General features: G+C 59.0%; 24 protein-coding genes. 13 read left to right on the forward strand and 11 right to left on the reverse strand.

Annotated elements, in window-relative coordinates; all coding sequences use genetic code 11:
• Positions 1-82 precede the first annotated feature (82 nt).
• From BN1123_RS14970 to BN1123_RS14985, 4 genes are all read right to left on the reverse strand, one after another.
• Positions 83-1,381 (reverse strand): maltoporin, encoded by a 1,299-nt coding sequence (locus tag BN1123_RS14970; RefSeq protein ID WP_042027969.1) that lies wholly within the window; start codon positions 1,379-1,381, stop codon positions 83-85.
• A gap of 528 nt (positions 1,382-1,909) precedes the next feature.
• Positions 1,910-2,350: a flavodoxin gene (locus tag BN1123_RS14975; protein ID WP_042027970.1), complete on the reverse strand. Its 441-nt coding sequence runs from the start codon at positions 2,348-2,350 to the stop codon at positions 1,910-1,912.
• Between the two features lie 82 nt (positions 2,351-2,432).
• Positions 2,433-3,173, reverse strand: a complete 741-nt coding sequence (truC, locus tag BN1123_RS14980) for a tRNA pseudouridine(65) synthase TruC (RefSeq protein WP_042027971.1) — start codon at positions 3,171-3,173, stop codon at positions 2,433-2,435.
• Positions 3,170-3,505 (reverse strand): YqcC family protein, encoded by a 336-nt coding sequence (locus BN1123_RS14985; protein WP_026457550.1) that lies wholly within the window; start codon positions 3,503-3,505, stop codon positions 3,170-3,172. The genes truC and BN1123_RS14985 overlap by 4 nt, the downstream gene beginning before the upstream one ends.
• A 209-nt stretch (positions 3,506-3,714) precedes the next feature.
• On the opposite strand from BN1123_RS14985, the gene BN1123_RS14990 reads away from it, so the two are divergent.
• From BN1123_RS14990 to BN1123_RS15010, 5 genes are all read left to right on the forward strand, one after another.
• Positions 3,715-4,755, forward strand: a complete 1,041-nt coding sequence (locus tag BN1123_RS14990; protein WP_042027973.1) for a DUF3549 family protein — start codon at positions 3,715-3,717, stop codon at positions 4,753-4,755.
• Between the two features lie 89 nt (positions 4,756-4,844).
• Entirely contained in the window at positions 4,845-5,144 is a 300-nt protein-coding gene (locus tag BN1123_RS14995; protein ID WP_026458265.1) for a DUF3301 domain-containing protein, read from the forward strand.
• Positions 5,145-5,214: 70 nt separating this feature from the next.
• Complete coding sequence (locus BN1123_RS15000) at positions 5,215-5,451, forward strand: DUF2789 domain-containing protein (protein ID WP_026458264.1); 237 nt, start codon at positions 5,215-5,217, stop codon at positions 5,449-5,451.
• Between the two features lie 72 nt (positions 5,452-5,523).
• Complete coding sequence (locus BN1123_RS15005; protein WP_042027975.1) at positions 5,524-5,820, forward strand: hypothetical protein; 297 nt, start codon at positions 5,524-5,526, stop codon at positions 5,818-5,820.
• Between the two features lie 3 nt (positions 5,821-5,823).
• Positions 5,824-6,597 (forward strand): Zn-ribbon-containing protein, encoded by a 774-nt coding sequence (locus BN1123_RS15010; protein ID WP_042027976.1) that lies wholly within the window; start codon positions 5,824-5,826, stop codon positions 6,595-6,597.
• Positions 6,598-6,693: 96 nt separating this feature from the next.
• Here BN1123_RS15010 and syd read toward each other — a convergent pair whose 3' ends face one another.
• On the reverse strand, positions 6,694-7,242 hold the full coding sequence (gene syd / locus BN1123_RS15015; protein WP_042027977.1) for a SecY-interacting protein: 549 nt from the start codon (positions 7,240-7,242) through the stop codon (positions 6,694-6,696).
• Between the two features lie 125 nt (positions 7,243-7,367).
• On the opposite strand from syd, the gene queF reads away from it, so the two are divergent.
• The 7 genes from queF to BN1123_RS15050 all read left to right on the forward strand — a co-directional run bounded on the left by queF (position 7,368) and on the right by BN1123_RS15050 (position 16,582).
• Positions 7,368-8,228 (forward strand): NADPH-dependent 7-cyano-7-deazaguanine reductase QueF, encoded by an 861-nt coding sequence (gene queF / locus BN1123_RS15020; protein WP_042027978.1) that lies wholly within the window; start codon positions 7,368-7,370, stop codon positions 8,226-8,228.
• A 182-nt stretch (positions 8,229-8,410) separates the two neighbouring features.
• Complete coding sequence (locus tag BN1123_RS15025; protein ID WP_042027980.1) at positions 8,411-10,681, forward strand: hypothetical protein; 2,271 nt, start codon at positions 8,411-8,413, stop codon at positions 10,679-10,681.
• A 91-nt stretch (positions 10,682-10,772) separates the two neighbouring features.
• A complete protein-coding gene (locus BN1123_RS15030; RefSeq protein ID WP_042027981.1) occupies positions 10,773-12,380 on the forward strand; it encodes a GGDEF domain-containing protein in 1,608 nt (535 codons plus the stop codon).
• Between the two features lie 146 nt (positions 12,381-12,526).
• Entirely contained in the window at positions 12,527-13,882 is a 1,356-nt protein-coding gene (ppnN, locus tag BN1123_RS15035) for a nucleotide 5'-monophosphate nucleosidase PpnN (protein ID WP_042027984.1), read from the forward strand.
• 155 nt (positions 13,883-14,037) lie between these two features.
• Positions 14,038-14,838, forward strand: coding sequence for a flap endonuclease Xni (gene xni, locus BN1123_RS15040; protein WP_042027986.1), 801 nt, complete (start codon positions 14,038-14,040; stop codon positions 14,836-14,838).
• Between the two features lie 160 nt (positions 14,839-14,998).
• Positions 14,999-16,006 (forward strand): isocitrate dehydrogenase, encoded by a 1,008-nt coding sequence (locus BN1123_RS15045; protein WP_026457369.1) that lies wholly within the window; start codon positions 14,999-15,001, stop codon positions 16,004-16,006.
• Between the two features lie 117 nt (positions 16,007-16,123).
• Entirely contained in the window at positions 16,124-16,582 is a 459-nt protein-coding gene (locus tag BN1123_RS15050) for a hypothetical protein (protein WP_042028214.1), read from the forward strand.
• 94 nt (positions 16,583-16,676) lie between these two features.
• On the opposite strand, the gene rlmM is transcribed toward BN1123_RS15050, so the two are convergent.
• The 6 genes from rlmM to dinB form a co-directional block, all read right to left on the reverse strand.
• A complete protein-coding gene (gene rlmM, locus BN1123_RS15055; RefSeq protein ID WP_042027987.1) occupies positions 16,677-17,771 on the reverse strand; it encodes a 23S rRNA (cytidine(2498)-2'-O)-methyltransferase RlmM in 1,095 nt (364 codons plus the stop codon).
• Positions 17,764-18,150 (reverse strand): DUF423 domain-containing protein, encoded by a 387-nt coding sequence (locus tag BN1123_RS15060; protein WP_042027989.1) that lies wholly within the window; start codon positions 18,148-18,150, stop codon positions 17,764-17,766. The genes rlmM and BN1123_RS15060 overlap by 8 nt, the downstream gene beginning before the upstream one ends.
• A gap of 32 nt (positions 18,151-18,182) precedes the next feature.
• Positions 18,183-18,809 carry an alpha/beta fold hydrolase gene (locus tag BN1123_RS15065; RefSeq protein ID WP_042027991.1) on the reverse strand — a complete coding sequence of 209 codons (627 nt, stop codon included), beginning with the start codon at positions 18,807-18,809 and terminating at the stop codon, positions 18,183-18,185.
• Positions 18,802-19,722 (reverse strand): transcriptional regulator GcvA, encoded by a 921-nt coding sequence (locus BN1123_RS15070; RefSeq protein WP_042027993.1) that lies wholly within the window; start codon positions 19,720-19,722, stop codon positions 18,802-18,804. The genes BN1123_RS15065 and BN1123_RS15070 overlap by 8 nt, the downstream gene beginning before the upstream one ends.
• Before the next feature lie 274 nt (positions 19,723-19,996).
• Positions 19,997-22,138 carry a methyl-accepting chemotaxis protein gene (locus BN1123_RS15075; RefSeq protein WP_042027994.1) on the reverse strand — a complete coding sequence of 714 codons (2,142 nt, stop codon included), beginning with the start codon at positions 22,136-22,138 and terminating at the stop codon, positions 19,997-19,999.
• Between the two features lie 70 nt (positions 22,139-22,208).
• Positions 22,209-23,264 (reverse strand): DNA polymerase IV, encoded by a 1,056-nt coding sequence (gene dinB / locus BN1123_RS15080; protein WP_042027995.1) that lies wholly within the window; start codon positions 23,262-23,264, stop codon positions 22,209-22,211.
• 126 nt (positions 23,265-23,390) lie between these two features.
• Between dinB and BN1123_RS15085 the strand changes: the two genes are divergently transcribed.
• The gene (locus tag BN1123_RS15085; RefSeq protein ID WP_026455998.1) at positions 23,391-23,597 is read left to right on the forward strand and encodes a hypothetical protein; all 207 of its coding nucleotides are present in this window, start codon (positions 23,391-23,393) and stop codon (positions 23,595-23,597) included.
• The last annotated feature ends 57 nt before the right edge of the window (positions 23,598-23,654 follow it).

Raw genomic sequence — 23,654 nt, forward strand, 5'->3', positions numbered from 1 at the left:
TCTCCCTAACCCGGTTACCGTACCCGGTGAAACAACACTGCCCCCATATGGGGGCAGTGGTTAACTTAACTTAAACAGCGGCTTACCACCACGCTTCTGCTTGGACACCAAAGTTCCAAGTATCTTTGGATGTGTTGCTGTTGTAAGGAGTGCCTGCCATATCGTTGTCGTCCAACGCTACATAAGAAGCAAATACTCGGATTTCAGGGCGAGCCCAGAAACTGGAACCAGCAGACCAGGCTTGTGCCAGAGTCAGCTTGTAACCGGAATCTTTAGCTTCAGTGCCGTCATTGGATTTGTTGGCATCTTTAAAGTAACCACCTTCAAAGATTGTTTTGTTGAAATCATCCCACTTGAACATCGGACGCGCTACAACAGACATGGTTTCCCACTTGTCGTTGCCATCCCACATTTCATTGCCTACGCCGTACACCAGCTGGTGACCCATCTCCCAGGAGTTACCCATGGGGATCACACCCCAGTTGATGATCCGGAAACCATCGGCGCCATCTTTGGCTTCAGCACCGTACCAGGAGCCATCACCATAAAACGCCATTGTTTTGGAATAACCCTCTGTACCGTATTGCAGTACAGTTTTGTTGAAGCCACCCAACACTCCCGCAGTCAGTTCTGCAGTCAACATGACACCATCTTTGGCGTTTTTATATTGAGCATTGGTAGAATCTTTTTGAGCATCTGTCGGGTTAACCAACGCATAATCAACACCAACTTCCAAAGAGGCGTCTTGCCACAGAGGAATACCTGCATAACGCAGATCCAGAGTGTTAACATCCATGCCTTCAAACTTGGTCCAACCGTCTTTACCATCCCAACCACGGTCATTGCGAACCCAGGCGAAGGAAAGTTTGCCAGGACCGGCCTGAACGCCTTCAATACCAGCACCGGCACCGGAGATATTCCAGTAGTAGAAGTCGGAGATATGAATGTCGTGACGCTGGTAGTAACGCTTACCGGCCCACAGCGTGGCTTCAGGTGCAAAGTTCAACAGTCCTTTGGCTTGTACGTTGAATTGACGCAGAGCAAATTCTGAATCGCCATTGCACTGTTTTTCATCAAAATTACATACCGAGCTAGTACCTTCCCAATCATTGGACCCATTGGATGCCATTGCGAACATGGAATCAACGTAGAAAGTTTTACCATCCTTGTTAAATACTTCTTGGCCCAGTTGAACCTCACCATAAGTGTCGTCTTCATTACCCAGACGACCAACCTTTTGTTTACTCAGGGTCTGCATGTCTCCATCACTGGAAACACCGACACCGGAACGGAAGTAACCGTGGAAATCTACGGCAAAGGCGGCTTGGGAAGCCAGGGCGGCAGTAACAGCTGCTGCAATCGGGAGCCACTTCATTTTCATTGTCATATTCCTTATTTCCCGCTGTGAGGAGTGTGATCCTGAATATTCAACTTCATATCACCAGGCAATCCTGCAGGTGATAACCGAGGTCGATTATAGGGAGCGCATATCGCGACAAATATGAGCAGACTCACAAAATGGCGACAAATCGCTCGGCAAACGTTAGTGGCGCCAAAAGGAAGTAAAAACAGAGAAAACTGAGCAATAAAACACCGCCAAAACACACAAAATGCAAATAACATTGCACTTGAAATCGGTACCAACAATTAATTTGCTTCTAAGCAAAAGTGAATATTTGTGCATCCTTTTTTAAAAACATGACTGAAATCGCTTTCATGATTGAACTTTTATTTCCTCGTTGTGTCGCGGCCTCTGGGCACTAAATGAGCGGGATAACTTTTTAGCATCTTGAAATAGATACCTTACAGGGGAGAAATATGGATACCAATTGGGTTGGCGGATAGTGAAAATAAAAATCCCCTGTGGCAAACCGACAGGGGATTTTTATGGCGCTATTTAACAAGCAATTCAGGGCTGAAACGTCCACTCCTTGAGCCAGGAAAGTGCCACCTGCTCGGGTTCATCATGAAGGGTGGCATCCAGTTCAAGGCGGGGGATCACAGCGCTCGCCCCCAACTCTTGCAGCTGCTCGTCAAGACGACGGCCGGCCCCGCAGAAATGCTCGTAGCTACTGTCACCCATGGCGATCAGGGCATAGCGCAACCCCTTGAGCCAGGGCGCCCGATCGGCCAGATCGCTGGCAAAAGGTTGCAGATTGGGCGGAATATCTCCCTGCCCCGTGGTGGCACTCACCAGCAACAAAAAACGGCCGGGGTCTATGTCCTCCAGCCGAGCCTCTTCATGCAGGGCACACTGGTGCCCCTTGCGTTCAAGCTCGTCCGTCAGCGTCTCGGCCACCAGCATGGCCGCACCATAGACGGTTCCCACCACAATATCGATCTGCGCCACTACCTGCCTCCTGCACGCACTTGTTGTCGGTATAATCACCGACTCTATCAGCAAGCAGACCGGGGATGCCACCGAATGAGGCTCAGTAATCGCTCTCGCTGGCGGGCCAACCCAGTTCGGCAAACAGCTGCAGCACGTCCTGACCGAGGGGGGCCTGGATGCGCATCGGCACCTTCAACACCGGATGCTCAAAGCTCAGGGTGCGCGCCACCAGCAGCAGGCGCTCACAGCCATATTGCTCGCGAAAGAAGCGGTTATGGCGACCATCACCGTGGGTGGTATCACCGACGATGGGGTGGAACAGATGATCCAGGTGGCGGCGCAGCTGGTGCTTGCGACCTGTCTTCGGGAACAGTTTGACCAGGCTGTAACGGCTGGTAGGGTGTTTCTTGGAGACGGCATAAGGCAGCTCGACGCTGTGCAGACGCCGGAAGGTGGTGACGGCCTCCTGGGCCGGACGATCCGGGTCACTCATGGCGTCGGCTATCTTGTCCAGCTGCTCCTTGAGGGGATAGTCGATCACCCCCTGCTCGGGCGCCCAGCCCCGCACCAGCGCCAGGTACTCCTTTTGTACCTGGCGATTGGCAAACGCCTCGGTCAGGGTGCGGGCCACGGCTGGATCCAGCGCAAACAGCAGCACCCCGGAGGTGGGACGATCGAGGCGATGAACCGGGTAGACATGGCGGCCCCCGATCAGATCCCGGGTCATCTGCATGGCAAAGCGGGTTTCGGCCTTGTCCAGCCAGCTGCGGTGTACCAGCAGGCCGGAGGGCTTATTGACCGCCACCAGCCAGTCATCCTGATAAAGCAGGGTCAGGCTCATTTTTCCACCACTTTGCCGGAAAGCAGCAGATCGAAACGGGCGATGAGGCGCAGCAGATCTGCCACCTCGGCGAGCTCCTCTTTATAGACTTCGCTGGCCATGGGATAGATGGAGACGTTGCTCGGCAACGGGGCCTGCAGCAGCACCAGCTGCTCCATGCGCGGGATCAGCACGAACTGCAGCCACTGATCGAAGCTCAGGGTATCGACACAAAAAGGCAGGGTGCTCGCCAGCGCCTCCTCGCCAGGGTGTTCGGCTTGCCAGCGTTCGAGGCGTTGCAACTCGGCGGTGAGTTCCCCCAACAGGCCAGCTACCAGCAAATATTGATTCATCTCGCTCTCTTCCTCTTCACCACGGGTTGATCCTTGGGCGGCGAACATGACGCGATCGCCTGGCGGCCGGACCGGGCCTGCCGCCGTCAAAAAAGGGCGATACTATACACCTCGCCCCGCACGGCTGCCATGGCGAACCGTGGCAACCACTGGCGATCCTCGGCGAGGGCCTTATAATCGGCCCGCATCACCCAAAGCCGGATTACACCATGTCTGCCACCGCTTCAAGCATCAATACCCTGACCGAATTTCTGACCCAGGCAGGAACCCAGTTCCAGCTGTTTGACATGGGCCGCCAGGTGCGCCCGCTGCCAAGCGATCTCTTTTTTCGCATCGAACAGCAGCAGGAGCCCTACCCCTGGCCCCTGCAGCAGCATGCCTGGCTCGGCGTCCACTTCTTCCAGCCTGCCGAATCCCGTCACTACCTCTGGTTCCTCAAGTTTGCCCTCGATGAACGCGGCCTGCTCATCTCAAGCGGCCCCAAACACTTCATGGACCAGGTAGTGAAAACCCTAGGCTACAAGCTGACTGGCGAGCTGGACGAGGAGAAGGCCCAACGGCTGGCCGACAATCCCTATACCTTCCGCCCGGCCGAGGCCAAGATGGCCAGTCTGCATGCCAAGCTGGCCTATCAACTGGAACAGGCACCGTCCGCCTATTACGATGCCCTGCGCCATTATCTGGCGGCGCCCGGTGCCGATGGCTGGCAAACCCTGGGGGTACAGGGCTTCGCCGATCTGGCGGAGCGGCTGCACGATGAGCGCAACCTGGCACTGGTGTGCAAGGCTTTGCCGACCCTGCCGCTGGAGCCCCTCTATGCCCTCTGCCAGAGTCTGGAGAGCGCCCCCCTGCCACCGGCAGTGCAAGGTGCCCTGCTGGAGCGCATCGGCCGGGAGCAGGAGTGCGCAGCCCCCAATCCCGAGACCCTCGCCTATCTGTGCCGGGCGCTGGCCTCCTGCAACGGTAATACTCTGCGCACTAACAAGCTGCTGACCCTGCTGCAAACCCAACCCAGTCCGGCACTGCTGCTTGCCATCGCCGGCCGGCTCTGGCCCGATCTGAAAAATGCCGATCTGCTCAGCCACTATCTGGAGCAGCTGGCCCTGCAACCGACCCAGTTCTTCAATCAGGTTTTTGCCGAACTGGTCACCTTGCCGGCCCTGCGCAATGATATGCTGGCCAGGCTGCGCGACCCAGAGCGCAGCGAGGCACTGGGCAAGGCCATCGGCCGTCTGTTCGCCTCGGCCTAACCCCGCGTTCGCGCACGGACAACGAAAAGGAGACGGGAAGCCCGGCATGGGGATTCCCGTCATCACACGGACAACAAGGAAGCCCCTCCATGGGAGAGATGCTCGGAATCCTGCTGCTGATGGCCATCGGCGGACTCTTCTGGCAGCAGCGGCGACAGGCCGAGCTGGCCTGGCAATATATGCGTCGCTACTGTCAGCACCACGACTTGCAGCTCCTGTCATTGGCCCGTGGCAAGCGCGAGCTGGCCCGCCAACCACTGCGTCTGCTGACCCACTACCAGTTCGAGTTCTCCAGCGACGGCGAAAGCCATTATCAGGGCACTCTCAAGATGCAGGGATTGCACGTGGTCGGCGTCGAACTGCCGCCACACCGCATGCCCTCACTTTGAACCGGGGCATGGCTGCAACAGGGGGAACTGGCTGGCTATAATCTCAGGGTCAAGCAACGGGAGAGACGAGATGGAACCCCTTGTCCACGACCTGCCGGCCCTGTTTGCCCAGTTGGGCATGGCCAACGACGAGCTGAGCCTGCACCGCTTCGTGCATGAGCATCACCTCGACAATGAAACCCTGCTGCCGGAAGCCAGTTTCTGGAACCGCTCCCAGGCCAGCTTTCTACGTGATGCCCTGTGGCACGACTCGGACTGGTGCGAGGCGATCGATCAGCTGGATGTGATGCTGCGCCAGCCCCGCTAGGCAACCTCTTTCCTCACCATTGGGGTTTGGTTAAGATCCCCCATCAATCTCCCATCCCTCCAGAGCACGCTAATGTCCGCCCACGAGATCATCCGTATCGCCAATGAACTGGCCGCCCGGGGCCTGACCCCCACCACCGCCATGATCAAGGCTCGCCTGAGCCAGCCCGTCCCCATGGCCGAGTTGCTCAAAGTGTTGAGCCAGTGGAAACAACAGCCTGCCGAGCCACAACTGGCCAACAGTCAGCCAGAAGAAACGCCGCAACCTGTGGGCGAGCCGACCCTGCAACAGCTGGGCGAACAGCTGAACCGACTCGAACAAAAACTGGATCGACTGACCGAACTGCTGATCCGCCAGGGGCAGAACTGAGTCATGTATATCGTCGAACTCTGTTTTGAATGCTACCGCGACACCTCGCTGGGCGAAGCCGAGCGTGCCATCGTCAACTATCTCGACATGCTGCGCTATCAGGGCCAGGTCCTCGGGCGCGAGTTCCCCACCAGCATGCACGAGGGCTATTTCGTCAGCCGGGTCGTCTGCCCCGAGCAGGACAGCCTGCACCCGGACAACCAGAGCGAACAGGTCAAGCTGGCGGAACAGGGGCTTCACCAGGCGGGGCTGCTCGCGCCCAAGCTCCATCTGCAGGGGGCCGACCTGCTCTCCGACAGCACGGATCCCTGTCCTCGCCCCAGCTGGATGCTGCTCTATACCAGCTTCCTGCACACCTGCTCGCCGCTACGCTGCGGCGATCACTTCGCCCCCATCCCGCTCTACCGCCTGCCCGCCATCGCCAACGGGGATCACAAGCAGATCATCAAGTGGCAGGAGGACTGGGAGGCGTGCGATCAGCTGCAGATGAACGGCTCCATCGCCGAACATGCGGCGCTGCACGAGATTGGCGAAGTCGGCAGTCGCCTCCATCGCCGGGGCAGCGATCTCGGCAAACGGCTGGAGGCCCTGACCGGCATACCCACCTACTACTACCTCTACCGGGTTGGCGGCCTGAACGCCGCCGAGGAAAAAGCCCGCCCCTGCCCCGGCTGTGGCGGCGAGTGGGCGCTGGCCGAGCCGCTGCACGAGATCTTCGACTTCAAATGTGACCACTGCCGACTGGTCTCCAACCTCTCCTGGGATTTCAAGGATTAAGAGTCGGGCTCAGATAGACCGGCCAGGGATAGATAAAAAGAAGGGCCTTGCTCCGTGGCAAGGCCCTTCTCTTATATTCACAACTCTTCGACAACTTTATTGCGAAAGGGTCTCCAGCCGCGCGAGAAACTCGGCCAGGGAAGGCGCCAGCACCAACCGGCGACCGGAGTCGAGCCACTCCAGCCACACCTGACCGTTCTCGTTATCAAGCGAAATCAGGGTCATCTCATTGCGCGTAGTCGCGATGAAGATGGAAGGGGGGCGCTTGAGTTTGCGCAGCATCAGCAGATGGCCAATGAGGTTCTCTTTCAGCAGATCGAGATCGTCCTCGTTCCAGGGCAGGAGCAGCTCAAGGCGCAGCCCCTTGAAAAGGCAGGGGATGGGGCGACTGAACCAGTGACCAAACAGCACCAGCGCATCAGGGTGCAGCGTCAGCTCCAGCGCCTCGGCGAGGGCGCTGAAATCGGCAGGTTCGGTGCGCTGATAAGGGCGCCAGGAGATGCGACCATCGACCGGTTCCTGCAACTGGCAGGGGGAGCGCCAGTCCGCCTCCCAGTCGCACAGGGGCAGACCTCGGCGAGCCTCACCATCCCGTTGCCAGCGGGCCAAAAAATGCGCCAGGGCAGACAAAACTTGATCCGACATCGAAAATCCCCACAATTGCTGGCAAAGTCCGCTATTGCACCATCAAACATGGCGACAGACAAGGCTGCCTGAACCGAGCCCGTACTGGGCCGTCGGCATGCCTTTCCCTGGGATCACTACACTTCATGAGCAAACACGTGAGCAAACAAGAAAGATACGCGGGGGCCAGCGCTCTCAAGGGCCTCACCCTGGGCCAGCAGTCCGACTACATCAGCCAGTACACCCCCTCCCTGTTGCAGCCGGTTCCGCGCAGCCTGAACCGGGACGACCTGCAACTGGGTAGCGATCTGCCATTTACCGGTTGCGATGTTTGGACCCTCTACGAGCTATCCTGGCTCAATGCCAAGGGCAAGCCGATGGTCGCGGTGGGCGAGGTGACCATACCGGCCACCAGCGCTAACCTGATTGAATCCAAGTCTTTCAAGCTCTATCTGAACTCCTTCAACCAGACCCGCTGCGACTCCATAGAGGCGGTGCAGGCCATGCTGATCAAGGATCTCAGCGCCTGTGCGGGAGAAGCCGTCCAGGTCACCCTGTTCCCCCTCGACCGGGCGCCGCACCAGATTGCCACCCTGCCCGGGGAGTGCATCGACGATCAGGATATCGAGATCGATGGTTACGAGTTTGACGCGACCCTGCTGCAGGGGGCCGCAGGCTCAGAGGTGGTGGAAGAGACGCTGCACAGCCACCTGCTCAAATCCAACTGCCTGGTAACCAGCCAGCCGGACTGGGGCTCGGTGGTGATCCGCTACAAGGGGCCCAGGGTCGATCGGGAGAAGCTGCTGCGCTACCTCATCTCGTTTCGCCAGCACAACGAGTTCCACGAGCAGTGCATCGAGCGGATCTTCATCGACTTGCAGCACTACTGCCAACCGCAGCAGCTGACCGTCTATGCCCGCTATACTCGCCGCGGCGGGCTGGATATCAATCCGTTCCGCTCCGATTTCGAGGCTGTCCCCGCCAACCTGCGCCTGATCCGTCAGTAACCCCGGCTCGAAGAGGTAAGGAGAGAGGGTAACCCGCCCTCCCCTTGCCCGCCTCCAGACAGTAGAGGCGAGGATAAATCCCCTCTCCGGCCCCCGGACCGCATCGCGGCCACCAGTAAACACTGGACTCAGAGGGGGGGCCTTGGATAACATGCCCTCACCTCTGCGCCGCCCTTAATCCAATGAATCAACTGTTTTTTCTGGCCATGATGATGACCTCCGTGTCCGCTCCGAATCTGGATCTGGACAGGGAGCAGCTCTCCGTCGACCTGCAACAGGCTCAGTCCCTGGTGTTGACCGATCCGGCCAGATGCGTCCAGATCACCTCCGCCTTCCTGACGCGAGCAGCCAACAATCCCCAGCAGATCATCAGCAATCGCCAGGAGTTCGGCTATCGCGAACCGCTCCTGAGCTACAGCAACATGACGCAGAATATCAGTGCCAATCTGCTCAAGGGGAAGTGCCTGCTGCAACTCGGTCAATATCAGGCCACCCAACAGGCGCTCGACACGGCCATCGCGCTCGCGGAAAAAGAGCAGCAACCCGAACTCAAAGCCCATGCGCTCTATTTCAAACTGCGCAGCCTGGAGCGCATGCCGGAGCAGCAGGGCAATCGGCAATCCCTGCTGGAACAGCTGGACGGCCAGCTGGCAGCCCCTCTTCTCAAGCAGAGCCAGTTGCAGGTATACAGCCGTCTGCTGCGTACCAGTTACGATATCGAGCAGCGGCAGTTTGAAGGGGCCAAGGCCCATCTGGCCGAGGCAAGGACCTGGGCGGCCAAGTCCACCAATCCGCTCGCCAGCGCCTGGGTCAGCGCCATCAGTGGTGATCTCTATCGCGCTCTGCAACAACCCCAGCTGGCGCTCGGTGAATATATCGATGCCCAGCAGCGCGCCAAGAACCTCAACGCCCCCCTCTTCCTCGGTCTCTTGTCGAACCAGATCGTCAAGCTCTATCAGGAGGAGCAGGAGCCCCAGAAGGCGCTGCAATATGCCAATGAGGCGGCCAACTATTTTCACTCCATCGGCAACCGTTCGCTGCTATGTGACTCCCTCATCGTGCTGGCCCGCCTCAACCGCGATCAAAATGATCTCAACATGGCGCTGGTCTACTTCTTCAATGCGCTGGATCTGCTGGATGAAGGCACCAACCGGGCACAGGCCTCCCTGCTGAAGTACGAGATCGGCAAGACCTACCTGTACAGCGGCAATCTTTCGCTGGCCGGCAACTACCTCAACGCGGCACGTCAGTCCCATGAGCTGAACGATGCCAAGGAGCCTCTGATCGACACCCTGCTGTTGCTGGGGGAGCTCTATCTGAAGAAGCAGGAAGCCGCCATTGCCATCTTGCAGCTGGAAAATGCCAGAACCCTCTCCAGCCAGATTGGTGACACTCGCCGCCAGTACGAAGTGTTCCGCCTGCTCTCCCTCGCATATGAGCAAAAGGGTTATCTGCGCCAGGCCCTCGACAGCTACAAGCAGTTCCATCGCCTGGGTGAAGAGGTGCGCCAGCAGGAGCTGGCCCTGGAGCAGGCGGCCATTCGTGACAACTATGTTCAGGTTGAACGGGCTCAGCAAATCAAGGAGCTGGAGCAGCGCCTGAGCAACAGCCAGCACCAGCAGGAGCGCTACCTCTGGTCGAGCATCACCACCAGCCTGCTGCTGGCGCTCTTCATCTACCTCTTCTTCACGCTCTGGCTCAAGCTGCGTACCGCCCGCCTGCAGGTCAAGCGTACCGGTGAGGCCCTGCAGATCGAGCCACGCTCCGGCCTCGCCAACTGGCAACGCCTGATGAATCGCTGGCCGCGGGAGATGGCCAAACGCCAGTTGAAATCGGAACGCTGGTTCCTGAGTGAAGAGCCCACCAGCGAATTTGACGACAAGCTGCACTACCTGCTGTTCCGGGTCCCTTTCCTGATCAACGCCCTGGAGCATCACGGCTATCAGGCCAGTCGCGAAATAGAGCAGGCCTTTGGCACCTATGTCGACACCCTGACCCCCCAGGATGGCCGTATCTATGATCTGCGGGAAGGCCATATCCTCTATGTGGTGCCCCAGCGTCACGTCGCCAATCTGCATCAGCTGGCTGGCGACCTGCTGGCGTCCATCGCCGCTTTCCCCTGCGAATATCCGCTGGATCGCCAGATAAGCCTCGGGATAGTGAGTCACCCCTTCCTGCCAAAGGCCGCCACCGCGCTGGATCACAACGGGCTGTTCGATCTCTGCTATCTCGCCCTGTCGGGAGCCATTCAGCTCAGTGAAAAATGCCAGGAAAGTGCCTGGCTGGAGCTGGCTGCCATCGATTGCCAGCAGGCGGCATTTTTTAATGGGGATGTGTGGCAATGCGGCTTGATGGCGATTGACAAGGGATTGGTAAAAGTCAATTCTTCTCATGAAAAGCAATGGGTTAATTGGCCCCGACTTGCAAGGACGCAAGCACCAGTTGACCAATAAAAACATAGATAACAGACGAGGCTCGAAGCGAGGTTCGACCACGGTTGCTATCCAACATAAAAAACAAGAATGACAACAGGGCGACCTGATAATGAACGACATCGCTGCCGTAACAGGACAATTGGCCAGACTCAGGGAGTCCCTCCAGCAGAAACAGCTGGAGCTTGACGGTCTTCTCTCTTTCTCCGATGCGGAACGCATCCGCAGCATCCAGTTCATCAACAAACTGATGCTATCCTGCCGTGGTTTCGATCGGGAACTCGACAACCGGTTTGCCCGCCTGAAACAAAAACTCGACGGCAATCCATCCTACACCTCGCTGGATGCCGACCTGCTCGCCATCGAAAAACTGCTGCAACAGCACAGCAATGCCCTGGAAGAGTCGATGAACCTGACCCAGGCGGCCATCGAACTCGGCTCCAAGCAGCTCAAAACCATCAAAGGCTTCCCGGAAGAGACCCGTAAATCCCTCAAGGAGTTTCTGGCAAGCCCCGCCGGTTACGGTATCGCCGACCACCAGAAGAAGGTGATCAAGCTGCTCGAATTCTATCAGCAGGCGATCAAGATCCAGTTGCTGCCAAGCCAGCCACTGCTTGTCAAACCAGCTCCCCAGGCGTCAGAAAGCGAAAAGCATCATCAGGCACCACATGACTCTTTCGATTTCAAGGATCATGCCCGTATTGCCGACGAGCTGCAGCGCCTCATCACGGAACTCGATTTTGCCGGCGCCATCGGCGAAAGCCTGGGGGATATCCGCCGCCAACTGCTGCTTGGCATAGCCCCTCACCTGCTGGCCGAGACCTGCATGCAGGTGATCGAGCTTATCATCGAGGGCACCCGTGAGGAGCGCAAAGCCTCCCGGGCATTTTTGAGCACCCTCAACGAGAGCCTGTCTGCGGTACATGTCGGCTTTACCGAATCGCTGGATGAAGGGCGCGCCCTGCAAAACGAGACCAAAGAGACCCGGGAGGCGCTGGTCAGCGAACTGCAGGCCATCGATCACTCCCTGGCCAACCACCAGACTCTGGAGGCACTCAAAGAGACCATCTCCAGTCATATGGGAGCCATCAATCTGCTACTGCAGGAGCGGGAAAACACCGCTGCCCGTGAGCGTCACCTGCTCACCCGCCTCTCCACCATGGAGTCCAAGCTGCGGCTGATGAAGGAGGAGACTGCCGAGTACAAGAAGCGGCTCACTATCCAGAAGCACAAGCTGTTCCTCGACAGCCTGACCCAAGTTCACAACCGGGCCGCCCTCGACGAGCGGCTGGAGCAGGAGTACAAGCGCTGGTTGCGCTACCGCACCCCGCTGTGCATGGCGATCATCGACATCGATCACTTCAAGCACATCAATGACAACTACGGCCACATGGCCGGCGACAAGGCGTTGAAGGTGGTCGCCAAGGCCCTGCAGAGCACCCTGCGCGATACCGATTTCATCGCCCGTTTTGGCGGTGAGGAGTTCGTGGTGCTGCTGCCCAACATCAATCCGGACAAATTCCAGAAGCCGCTGGAGGCCCTGCGCCAGACCATCAAGAGCATCCCGTTCCGGTTTCGTGATGCCAAGGTGGAGATCACCATCTCCATCGGTGCCACCCTGTTCCAGGATGGTGACAACCCCTCGGACGTGTTCGAGCGGGCAGACAAGGCGCTCTATCACTCCAAGAACAATGGCCGGGATCAAGTGACACTTGCCTGAGGCGGCTAAAAAAACGGCAAACGCAACTCATCCCTATTCCCCTTCCCCCTGCCTTGCCACTACTATCGAACTCAGGGGATGCACAAGCATCCCCCTTTTCTCCCCAGGGAAAACACAACGATAACAAGCGAGTGAAAGGGGAATTTATGATTACGCACATCAATCCCGTTGGCAGCATGGACCTGCTGTCACAGCTCGAGGTGGATCGCCTCAAACAGACTGCCTCCAGCGATATTTATCAGCTGTTTCGCAACTGCTCACTGGCGGTACTCAACTCGGGCAGCCATACCGACAGCTCCAAGGAGATACTGGAGCGTTTCAAATCCTTCGATATTCATGTGATCCGGCGCGAGCGCGGGGTCAAGCTGGAGCTGTTCAACGCCCCCGAGCACGCCTTCGTCGATGGCGAGATCATCCGCGGCATTCAGGAACACCTCTTCTCCGTGCTGCGCGACATCCTCTATGTCTCTAACCAGCTGGAGTCCAACCGCCAGGTCAACCTGACCAACTCCACCCATATCTCCAACGTGGTGTTTGCCATCCTGCGCAACGCCAAGGTGATCCAGCCCGGCGCCGATCCCAACCTGATCGTCTGCTGGGGCGGTCACTCCATCAACGAGATCGAGTACCAGTACACCAGGGCCGTGGGCAACGAGCTGGGGTTGCGTGAACTCAATATCTGCACCGGTTGTGGCCCGGGTGCCATGGAGGGTCCGATGAAGGGCGCCGCCGTCGGCCACGCCAAGCAGCGGGTGCGCAGCGGCCGCTATATCGGCCTGACTGAACCCTCTATCATCGCCGCCGAGCCGCCCAACCCCATCGTCAACGAGCTGGTGATCCTGCCGGACATCGAGAAGCGCCTGGAGGCCTTCGTGCGCCTCGGTCACGGCATCATCATCTTCCCGGGCGGCGTCGGCACCGCAGAGGAACTGCTCTACCTGCTCGGCATCATGATGCACCCGGCCAACGAGCGCCAGCCCATGCCTATCGTGCTGACCGGGCCGAAGGAGAGTGCCGACTACTTCCGCGCCATCGACGACTTCATCAAGGCGACGCTGGGAGAACCGGCCACCAAGCTCTACCGGATCATCGTCGGCGATGCGCCCGAGGTGGCCCGGGTGATGAAAGAGGCAATGCCGAAAATTCGCGAATACCGCAAATCGGTCGGGGATGCCTACTCCTTCAACTGGTCCTTGCGGATTGAGCCCGAGTTCCAGCTGCCGTTCGAGCCGGATCACGCCAGCATGGGGGGCCTGGATCTGCATCGTAACCAGCCCCCCCAGCTGCTGGCAGCCAATCTGAGGCGCGCCTTCTCTGGTATCGTCGCAGGCAACGTCAAGGAAGGGGGCATTCGCGCCATCGAGAAGAAGGGCCCCTTCAAGATCCATGGCGACAAGGAGCTGATGCACCTGATGGACAGGCTGCTGGAGAGCTTCGTCAAACAGCAGCGGATGAAGCTGCCTGGCAGCCAGTATGTGCCCTGTTACGAGATAGTGCGCTGACGGCCAATCAAGCCTGCTCATAGGCAGATCAAGATGACAAACGGGGGCGCATCGGCCCCCGTTTTTATCCTCTGCTTGCGGTGCGGACTATGGAAGGGCTGCCATGACTTCCGTCAGTTGTTACAATGTGGCGCCCCGACTGCCAAGAGTGCCCCATGTCAAATCTCAGGCCACACCTGCTCATCATCGACGCCCTCAATCTCATCCGCCGTCTGCATGCGGTGCAAGCCCAGCAGGCCCTGACTCCCGCCCAGGCCCTCGTCGCCACTCGCGCCAACCTCGTCAATACCTGCCGCAAGCTGCTGGCCGCCAGCGAACCCACCCATGTCATCGCCGTGTTCGATGGCGAGGTGCACAGCTGGCGCAAGGAGGTCTACCCGGCCTACAAGGAGGGACGCACGCCCATGCCGGCCGAACTGCGTGAAGGGCTGGGAGAGCTGCAGGATGCATTCTGGGAGTGCGGTGTGGACGCCCTGCTGTCCGAGACCGACGAGGCGGACGATCTCGTCGCAACCTTGGCTTGCGGCATTTCCAGGCGCGGCCATCAGGCCACCATCATCTCCACCGACAAGGGGTTTTGCCAGCTCATCTGCCCGCAGATCCGGATCCGCGACTACTTCAACAAGCGCTGGCTCGATGCTGCCTTCGTCCAGCAGCACTACGGGGTGGCGCCGGCCCAACTGGTGGATTTCTGGGCACTGACCGGGGTGAGCGGCTCCAACATCAAGGGAGTCCCCGGCATAGGCCCCAAGACAGCGACCCAGCTGCTGCAACAATATGGCGATCTGGCTACCCTGCTGACGGCTTGCCAACAGGAAGAGGCCCCCAAGGCCCTGCGCAAGCTACAGCAGCATCAGGAGGAGGCTCTGCTGGCCCAGCGGCTGGTCCGACTGCAACAGGATATTCCACTGGGATTCAACCTGCGGGATATCCGTTATCCGCCACAACCCGAGTGACTGGTGCACACAAATTGCCGGTCGAGGGCGCGAACCATGACACGACTCACCCACCTCGTTGAGGAAATTGAGTAAAATGTAAAGGAATCTGGTTGGTTTGCTGAGTAAATGATATAAAACAGCCCCATCCTCCCCTACTCCCTGGAAGTGGAACCCTCTCATGTCCAAAACAAAAATTACCGTGATCCCCGGCGACGGCATTGGCCCCAGCATCATCGAATCGGCTATCCAGATCCTGAACCACGCCGGCTGTGACTTCGAATACGACTACGCCGATGCGGGCCTGACCGCCCTCGAAAAACATGGCGAACTGCTGCCCCAGGCAACCCTGGATCTCATCGAGAAGAACAAGGTCAGTCTGAAAGGACCGCTCACCACCCCGGTCGGCGGCGGTTTTACCTCCATCAACGTCTCCCTGCGCAAGAAGTTCAACCTCTACGCCAACGTCCGCCCCGTCATCTCCTTCAAGGGCACCAAGAGCCGTTACGACAACATCGATATCATCACGGTCCGTGAAAATACCGAGGGGATGTACTCGGGCGCAGGTCAGAAGCGCAGCGACGACAACCAGAGCGCCGAGGCAATGAGCATAGTGACCCGTGACGGAGCCGAGCGCATCGTCAAGTTCGCCTTCGAACTGGCCCGCCAGGAAGGGCGCAAGAAGGTCACCATCATCCACAAGGCCAATATCCTCAAATCCACCTCAGGGTTGTTCCTGGAAGTGGCTCGCGAGGTTGCGACCCGCTATCCGGACATCCAGAGCGAGGAGATGATCGTCGATGCCGCCTGCATGAATCTGGTGATGTACCCGGAGCGTTTCGATGTGATGGTCACCACCAACCTGTTTGGCGATATCCTCTCCGATCTCTGTGCCGGTCTGGTCGGTGGTCTCGGGATGGCACCTGGCGCCAATATCGGCGATGGCGCCGCCATCTTCGAGGCGGTGCACGGTTCGGCCCCGGATATCGCAGGCAAGAATATCGCCAACCCCACCTCGGTGATCCTCGCCTCCATCCAGATGCTGGAATACCTCGGCATGCAGGATAAAGCAGAGCGGATCCGCGAGGCGGTTCGCGCCACTATCGAATCCGGCGACAGGGTTACCCGGGATCTGGGGGGCAGCGCCTCCACCAGTGAATTCACCCAGGCCATTATCGATCGCCTGTAAGCTAATTCATTGATTTTAAAAGGGAGCCTCGGCTCCCTTTTTTATGCTCCAGACAACTTTCCCCTCTTCTTGAGAGCAACTATGTTCAATAGAGAAGAAGAACAGGGAGAGTTTTTCATGAACGGGTATGGGCGCTTTCTGGTTCCGGGTTACCTGCTGATATGGGGCTCAGTCTCTGCCTTCGAGCAAACGTTGCCGACCCAGACCGCCAGATTGCCGCAGCAGGAGAAGCGGACCGCCACCGAGGTGTGGCGCTCCAGCCTGGATACCAATGACCTTCTCAAGGCCCCCAAGCCGCTCTCGTTCGGGATCGATGTCGCCACTGACAACTATGGCAACCAGAGAGTCACCTCCTACCCGCAGCTCAACCTGACACCGGAAAAGAGTGTCAGCCTGTCGTTCGAGCGCTACAAACCCAGGGTCAAATTCCAGGCCGGTGGCATGCACACCGCCATCAAGCTAAGAGGGGATGGCGTCAAGATGCAGTTCAATCCGGTCGACAAGACCATTCCGCTGCAGATCGAGCTGAAAGTGACCGACGACGAATCCTCCCTGCGCGTCGACTACCGCTTCTGAACCTGTCGCATTTTTGCAGATAAAAAAAGACCGACGGGCAACCCCGCCGGTCCTGACATCATTTCCGTATGTTACGGCTGATATCCCGTCTCTATCACGCCTTGGGTTCGAGCTTGGAGACCCAGTACTTGTTGTAGACGTGTACCGTGATCTCTTCGCGATCGTGATAGAGCTGCTTGGCCTGAATGATGAAGCCGCTGTCGATCTCGGCCAGCAGTTCACGCAGCACCTCGATGTTGTGCACCGCCTCGGCGTAGCGCTTCTTCATCGGCAGCTTGAGGTTGAACATGGCTTCCTGACAGTCACCCTCGCGGAACCAGTCGGCGATCATGTGGGTGACCCGCGCCGGCTTGTCCACCATGTCACACACCAACCAGTAGATATTCTTCTTGCTGGGGCGCCAGACAAAGCCATCATCGCGGATGTGCTTGACCTGGCCGGTATCCATCAGGGATTGCGCCATCATGCCGTTGTCCACCGCGGTCACCATCATGTCGCGACGCACCAGCTGATAGGTCCAGCCACCCGGGCAGGCACCGAGATCCACCGCCTTCATGCCGGAGCGCAGCCGCACGTCCCACTCTTCCCGCGGTACGAACACATAGAATGCCTCTTCCAGCTTGAGGCTGGAGCGGCTCGGCGCATCGGCCGGGAAGCGCAGGCGCGGGATCCCCATGTGGAATGCGGAGTTGTTGAAGGAGTAGGAATAGCCCAGCATCACGTGATCGTTGGCCAGGAAGAAGGCGTGGAATACGGGGCGGTTCGGCGTCTCCTTCTTGGTCAGGATCTCGTTGCTGCGCAGCGCCTGGCGCAACGGCACGGTGAACTTGCGGCAGAAGGCCGACAGCTCTTTCGCCTCGTTGGTATCGGCGGTTTCCACCCGCAGATCGCCGCAGATGGCGTAGTCACGGGTCGCCTCCAGGATGGGGGTGATGCGATCGGACAGATCCAGATCTTTGAGCTCGCAGGTCACCACCAGCATCTGGCGGATAAAGATGAGCTCGCGAAATGGCAGCTTGCGCGCCAGCAGGTCGGCCTCTTCCTCACCGTAGCATTCGAAGATGATGTAGCCACTGTCGTCCTTGACCCGGGCAAAGCCATAACACTGCATGTTAGTGGCTCGTTCGGTGATCTCTGCCGCCGCCTCTTTCTCAAAACCGGGGCGGCAATACAGCAGCAGATTATTCATTTTTTCCTCCAAGACGACAGCCAGCCCAGATCAGGGCCGCCCATCCCAACATAAAACAGAGGCCACCGGCCGGGGTAATAAGCCCCAACCCCTTGCTGCCAAGCAGCACCATGGCATAAATACTGCCGGAGAATCCCAGGATCCCCAGCACAAAGGCGGTGCCAGCAAAGGTGATCAACTTGCTGCGCACACCGCACCAACCCAGCACCAGCAGGGCCAATGCGTGAAAAAACTGATATTGCACGGCGGTATTGAAGGCCGCCAGGCGCTCGGGCGTAATGCCGGTCGCCGCCAGGCCGTGGGCACCATAGGCGCCCAGCATGGTGGCCGTCAGGCCAAAGCAGCCGGCCAGTACCAGCCAGTGTCGATGGGTCTGCATCCCAACTCTCCTTGTGTTCTCGCTCGCCGTCCTCAACCCTGTACCGGGGGGTTGGTGACAAAGCGCCTTATCTCGTTCGCTGCCTGCTGCAGATTTTCCTGTTCACTCACGCCACTCGCCTTGCGCGGCTTGAAGCCATGATCGCCATCGGTCAGCCAATGGACCGATACGACGGAGGAGAAGGGGAAATCGACCAGTTCGGCACGGCTGCCAAAGGTGTCACGCTCCCCCTGCAGCAGCAGGGTCGGCGTGGTGATCTGCTTGAGCACCTCGCCCCGCCAGCACTCGGGCTTGGCCGGGGGGTGGAAAGGATACCCGAGAATGAGTAATCCTGCAGCATTCATCTCGCCCACAATCTCGGCCGCCATCCGCCCGCCCATGGACTTGCCTGCCAGAAACAGTCTGGGGTGGGCAAACTCCCGCACCATCTGACGCCAGTGCTCGAGCAGCGCCGGCTGACGATCGGGCGGACGACGCTTGCCATCCCGGGCCCGTTTGATCATGTAGGGGAAGTTGAAGCGCACCACCTCGATATCGGGCCCGGCCAGCAGACGGGAGAGCTCGGCGAGAAAGGCGTGTTCCATGCCGGCGCCGGCTCCGTGGGCCAGCAAAATACGAACGGGGGCGTCACTCGCCCCCTCCCGGATCACCTCATGCATCGGCAAGCCTTGCCCGGCGACGGGCCTCTTCCTGTTCCACCAGCTCCAGCATCCAGTCGCGGAAGGCGACTATCTTGCCCTGATCGGACTGTTGCTCCTGGCACACCAGGTAGAAGGCATTCTTGCTCACCAGCACCTGCTCGAACGGGCAGATGAGGCGGCCAGCCTCGATCTCGGGCTGGGCCAGCACGCTGTGGCCAAGGGCCACCCCCTGTCCATGAATGGCCGCCTGGATCACCATGGTGGAGTGGCTGAAGATGGGCCCCTGATTGACGTTGGGGGCATCGATGTCGAGCTGGCGGAACCAGGCCTTCCAGTCCCGTCGCGAGGTGTCGTGCAACAGGGTATGCCGGGTCAAATCGTCCGGCGTGCGCAGCGGTTTGGGGCCGGTCAGCAGCAAGGGAGAGCAGACGGGGATCAGGTATTCGGTATGCAGTTTGTCACAACGCAATCCGGGCCAGTTGCCACGGCCATAGTAGATGGCCACGTCCACGTCATCGGTGAGCGATCCCTCGTCCATGTCGACGGCCTTGATCCGCACGTCGATATCGGGGTGACGCTCGCTGAATTTGACCAGCCTGGGCACCAGCCACTGGATGGCAAAGCTCGGCTGCAGGCTGACGGTGAGCGCCCCTTTGGCACTGCGCGCCAGCAGCTTGTCGGTCGCTTCTGAAATGGAGGCAAAGATATCCTTGATATCGAGAAAATAGCCCTGCCCCTCCTCGGTCAGCAACAAGGAGCGATTCTTGCGGCGGAACAGCTTGATGCCAAGATACTCCTCCAGCGCCTTGATCTGGTGACTGATGGCAGCCTGAGTCACAAACAACTCTTCTGCTGCGCGGGTAAAGCTTAAGTGACGGGCCGCTGCTTCAAACGCCTTGAGGGCATTGAGCGGGGGTAAACGACGAGACATGACACCAGCCGACGATGAGTTTTTCTAATGGGGCGCATTATAATTTGTCGGTTGCGGGTCGACCAGTGAATAAACATAATTCGCCCTGCAATCAGTTGTCATATGGCTCACATTTTCTGCGACATATTGGTTTAATGTGTTTTCCGTGAGCCTTCCGACTGTGATTGTGGTGTTGTGTTTCTTCCTCTGCGGGAAGAGGGGCTAAATCGACGCGATTTAACCCAGTCTGTCATCTGAATGTGTTTGGCGCCTCTTATTGGATGGCGCCTTTTTTCTATACCTTGAACTGCCCCACCAGTTGCTGCTGCTTGTCCGCCAGTGCCGACAGCTCGCGACCGTTTTCGGCGGAAGTGGCCGCCTCACCCCGAATGGTGTGGCTCACATCGCGAATATTGCTGACATTGCGATTGATCTCCTCCGCGACCCGGGTCTGCTCCTGGGCTGCCCTGGCGATCTGTTCATTCATCTGATGGATGGTGGAAACGGACTGGATGATCTGCTCCAGCACCCGTACCGACAGGTCGACCTTGGCGAGCGTCTGATCCGCCTGACCATGGCCCTCGCGGATCGCATTGACTACGGCCCCCGTGCCCGATTGCAGCTCGCTGATCAGGGTCTGGATCTCGACGATGGCGTTCTGGGTGCGGCCCGCCAGATTGCGAACCTCATCGGCCACCACGGCAAAACCCCGCCCCTGTTCACCTGCCCTGGCCGCCTCGATGGCGGCGTTCAGGGCCAACAGATTGGTCTGCTCCGCGATCCCCTGGATGACGATGAGGATGTCATTGATGTTCTCGCTGTTGGCCGAGAGCCGCTCCACCACAGGCTGGGCCTCATTGATGGTCGTCATCAACCGCCCCATGGCGGTCTGGGTATCGGCCACCACATATTTGCCCTCCTGGGCCGCCGTGTCTGTCTCGTTGGCCGCCGTCACCGCGGCGCTGGCATTGCCGGACACCTGCAGCGCCGTCGCACTGAGCTCTTCGAATGCCGTGGCCACCAGATCAATTTCCTGATACTGGGCCTGCATGCCGTTGCTGGTACGCTCGGCCACCTGGGCGGCCCGCTCCGCGCTGGTTCGCGTCCCTTCCACGGTAGCGATGACCTGGCTGATGGTGGATTGCAATTTGTTGAGGAAGCTGTTGAACCACTTGGCCAGCTCGCCGATCTCATCCTCGCGCTGGATCTCGATGCGCTGGGTCAGATCCCCCTCACCGCTGGCAATGTCCTTGAGGCGAGCCACCACGGCACGGATGGGAGCCACTATCTGGCGTGCCATCAGCCAGATACCGCACAGGGCGATGAGGGAGATGAGCACGCCAATCACCACCTGGGTGGCTACACTGCGTCTGCCCTCCTCGGCCAGATTGCCATGCAGCCGCTTGGCCGACGCCAGCACCACGTTCCTGGGGAGTTCGATATAAATACCCCACTGTTGCGGGGTACCGCGCATCGTGACTGGCACGAAGGTCTGCAACAAGGCACCGTCATCACTCCAGCGGCTCAGCACTTGCCCCTGATCGAGCCACCCTTTCAAATCGGCGGCCAGATCGGAATATTGCTGACCCAGCGTCTGCCCCATGGACACGTCAAACTCGTTGGCCCCGGCGACCCGCCCCTCGTGGCTGACCAGCAGGATCTTGCCTTTTCCGCTGTAGAGTTGCTGATCCATGCTGTTCACCAGCTGTTGCAAACTGGTCAGGGGGACATCGACCCCCACCATACCGAGCAAGGCCCCCTCTTCCTGCAAGGGATAGGTGACCGAGGTCATCAGGATCTGCTGGCCCCCCACCTCATCCAGATAGGGTTCGAGCAGACAGAGCGCCCGGGTGCGGATGCTGCAACGATACCACTCATTTTCCACCCCGCCAGTCGGGGTCAGGCTCTCGTCGGCCAGCACCTCCTCATCCATGACCTCGGAGACTATCTTTCCGTGATCGTTGGCCCAGTAGCTGGCAAAGCGCCCCTTGTCATTGGCCCCCAGAGCGCTGGAGCCCTGATAGTTGCTGTCCTCCCCATCCAGCTGATCCGGCTCGAACACCGCATAGGCACCGAGCAGATTGGCAGAAGAGGCCACGGCATCCCTCAGCTGCTGATTAAGAGCTCCGCGCAGAGCTTCCGAATGGGTAAAGTTCTCGGCCGCATTCCTGCGCTGGAACAGGAGATCTTCGGCCAGCAAGGTGGCCCGGAAGTAGGCTTCGTCGAGGTAACTGGTCACCTTGGCTGCCTGTTCACCCCCTATCGCCGTCATCCAGTGCTCGGCCGACAGCTGGGCCTCCTGCATGGTGGCCTTCAGCACCTGATCCTGCATTTTGTTAGCATTGTAGAGCGAGGAGATAACCAGGACGGCGGCCGTAACCAACAGACAATAACCGGAGATCAGGGTGATCCGACCCTGGACAGAGAGAGCGCGCATGCCAAGTTCCTACTTCACGTCATACTGAGATAAATAGAGTATCGACTTTATAAACAAAAACTTAACTTTTTCAGAGCAAATCCAGCGACAGTTGGTTCACTTCCCCCTCTTTCGGCAGGCCGACCACCAGCCCCAGCAGACGCACCGGCCGCCCTTGAGCCCGTTGCAATCCCTCCTTTAGCAAGACGGCAAAGAGTCCGCGCTGGTAACCCCCCTGGCTGCGGTAGACAGTCGTCTGGTGAAAATCGGAGAACTTGAGCTTGATCCCCTGCCCCATCAACTGATCTGCCGGGCAGACGGCCTCAAAACGTCGCTCCAGTTCGGGGAGCAGGGATCCCAGTACCGCAAGGCAGCCTTGCTCGTCACACAGATCGCTCGCCAGCGTAGTCTCCACCCCTATGGTCTTGCGTATGCGTTGTGCCTGAACCGGCTGATCATCCCGCCCCCAGATCCGGCCTGCCAGCATCTCGCCCAATTTGCCAAACCGCTCGCACAGCTCCTCCGTGCTCAAGGCTCTGGCATCTTCACAGCTGTAGAGCCCCTGCGCTTCGAGCCGCTCCGCCGTCTTGCGCCCCACCCCGGGCAGTTTGCCAAGGGGCAGCTGGCGGACAAACTCGGCCACCTCGTCGGGACGGATGACAAACAGGCCGTCGGGCTTGCGCTGCTCCGAGGCAAGCTTGGCCAGGAATTTGTTGGGGGCCACCCCGGCCGAGGCGGTCAACCCCAGTTCGGTGGCGATGGCATGGCGGATCTCCCGGGCCATCAGGGTCGCACTGCCACCACAGCAGGCACTGTGAGTCACATCGAGGTAGGCCTCGTCCAGCGACAAGGGTTCAACCTGATCGGTATAGCGCAGAAAGATGGCCCTCAACTGGCGGGAAATATCCTTGTAGAGCGCCATGCGCCCCGGCAGCAGCACCAGGGGGGGACAGAGCTTTTTCGCCAGCGCCGTCGGCATGGCGGAACGTACGCCGAAACGGCGGGCCACATAGTTGCAGGTGGAGATGACGCCACGGCGATCGGATGCACCGCCGACCGCCAACGGCACGTCACGCAGCGCCGGGTTGTCCCGCATCTCCACCGCCGCATAAAAGCAGTCCATGTCGATATGGATGATCTTGCGCATACTACTGTATAAATAACCAGACATGCGGCTATCTTACCCCAGGGTGAAACAGCGCACTATCCCCGTCATCGGCACAAGATGATAGACTCCAAAGAGACCTTTCATGCACAACAAGGAACGTTCGGGATGAAATATCTATGGCTGGGACTCTGCCTGCTGCCGCTGGCCGTGAGCGCCAAGAACAACCCCACGGCGGAGTGCCGCTGGCTTTATGACAGGATGGCGCATCTCAAACAGGCCATCGAGAAGGGGGATACCCTGGGCACACGGGAGGAACTGGCGCGCTGGCAGGGTGAATTCAACAAGAAACAGTGCGGTCGCTACGACTATTGACCCAAGCTATTCCTATTGCACTCAGATAAAAAAACGGGCTCCCGCCGTGATGGCGGG

The organism is Aeromonas enteropelogenes (assembly GCF_000819845.1).
In the GTDB taxonomy this organism is placed as follows: Bacteria; Pseudomonadota; Gammaproteobacteria; order Enterobacterales; family Aeromonadaceae; genus Aeromonas; species Aeromonas enteropelogenes.

Coding starts and splice junctions, on each gene's coding strand:
- BN1123_RS14970 (WP_042027969.1), bottom strand. CDS start 1,381: ATGAAAATGAAGTGGCTCCCGATTGCAGCAGCTGTTACTGCCGCCCTG.
- truC (WP_042027971.1), bottom strand. CDS start 3,173: ATGAGCCTGACCCTGCTTTATCAGGATGACTGGCTGGTGGCGGTCAAT.
- BN1123_RS14985 (WP_026457550.1), bottom strand. CDS start 3,505: ATGAATCAATATTTGCTGGTAGCTGGCCTGTTGGGGGAACTCACCGCC.
- BN1123_RS14990 (WP_042027973.1), top strand. CDS start 3,715: ATGTCTGCCACCGCTTCAAGCATCAATACCCTGACCGAATTTCTGACC.
- BN1123_RS14995 (WP_026458265.1), top strand. CDS start 4,845: ATGGGAGAGATGCTCGGAATCCTGCTGCTGATGGCCATCGGCGGACTC.
- BN1123_RS15000 (WP_026458264.1), top strand. CDS start 5,215: ATGGAACCCCTTGTCCACGACCTGCCGGCCCTGTTTGCCCAGTTGGGC.
- BN1123_RS15005 (WP_042027975.1), top strand. CDS start 5,524: ATGTCCGCCCACGAGATCATCCGTATCGCCAATGAACTGGCCGCCCGG.
- BN1123_RS15010 (WP_042027976.1), top strand. CDS start 5,824: ATGTATATCGTCGAACTCTGTTTTGAATGCTACCGCGACACCTCGCTG.
- syd (WP_042027977.1), bottom strand. CDS start 7,242: ATGTCGGATCAAGTTTTGTCTGCCCTGGCGCATTTTTTGGCCCGCTGG.
- queF (WP_042027978.1), top strand. CDS start 7,368: ATGAGCAAACACGTGAGCAAACAAGAAAGATACGCGGGGGCCAGCGCT.
- BN1123_RS15025 (WP_042027980.1), top strand. CDS start 8,411: ATGAATCAACTGTTTTTTCTGGCCATGATGATGACCTCCGTGTCCGCT.
- BN1123_RS15030 (WP_042027981.1), top strand. CDS start 10,773: ATGAACGACATCGCTGCCGTAACAGGACAATTGGCCAGACTCAGGGAG.
- ppnN (WP_042027984.1), top strand. CDS start 12,527: ATGATTACGCACATCAATCCCGTTGGCAGCATGGACCTGCTGTCACAG.
- xni (WP_042027986.1), top strand. CDS start 14,038: ATGTCAAATCTCAGGCCACACCTGCTCATCATCGACGCCCTCAATCTC.
- BN1123_RS15045 (WP_026457369.1), top strand. CDS start 14,999: ATGTCCAAAACAAAAATTACCGTGATCCCCGGCGACGGCATTGGCCCC.
- BN1123_RS15050 (WP_042028214.1), top strand. CDS start 16,124: ATGAACGGGTATGGGCGCTTTCTGGTTCCGGGTTACCTGCTGATATGG.
- rlmM (WP_042027987.1), bottom strand. CDS start 17,771: ATGAATAATCTGCTGCTGTATTGCCGCCCCGGTTTTGAGAAAGAGGCG.
- BN1123_RS15060 (WP_042027989.1), bottom strand. CDS start 18,150: ATGCAGACCCATCGACACTGGCTGGTACTGGCCGGCTGCTTTGGCCTG.
- BN1123_RS15065 (WP_042027991.1), bottom strand. CDS start 18,809: ATGCATGAGGTGATCCGGGAGGGGGCGAGTGACGCCCCCGTTCGTATT.
- BN1123_RS15070 (WP_042027993.1), bottom strand. CDS start 19,722: ATGTCTCGTCGTTTACCCCCGCTCAATGCCCTCAAGGCGTTTGAAGCA.
- BN1123_RS15075 (WP_042027994.1), bottom strand. CDS start 22,138: ATGCGCGCTCTCTCTGTCCAGGGTCGGATCACCCTGATCTCCGGTTAT.
- dinB (WP_042027995.1), bottom strand. CDS start 23,264: ATGCGCAAGATCATCCATATCGACATGGACTGCTTTTATGCGGCGGTG.
- BN1123_RS15085 (WP_026455998.1), top strand. CDS start 23,391: ATGAAATATCTATGGCTGGGACTCTGCCTGCTGCCGCTGGCCGTGAGC.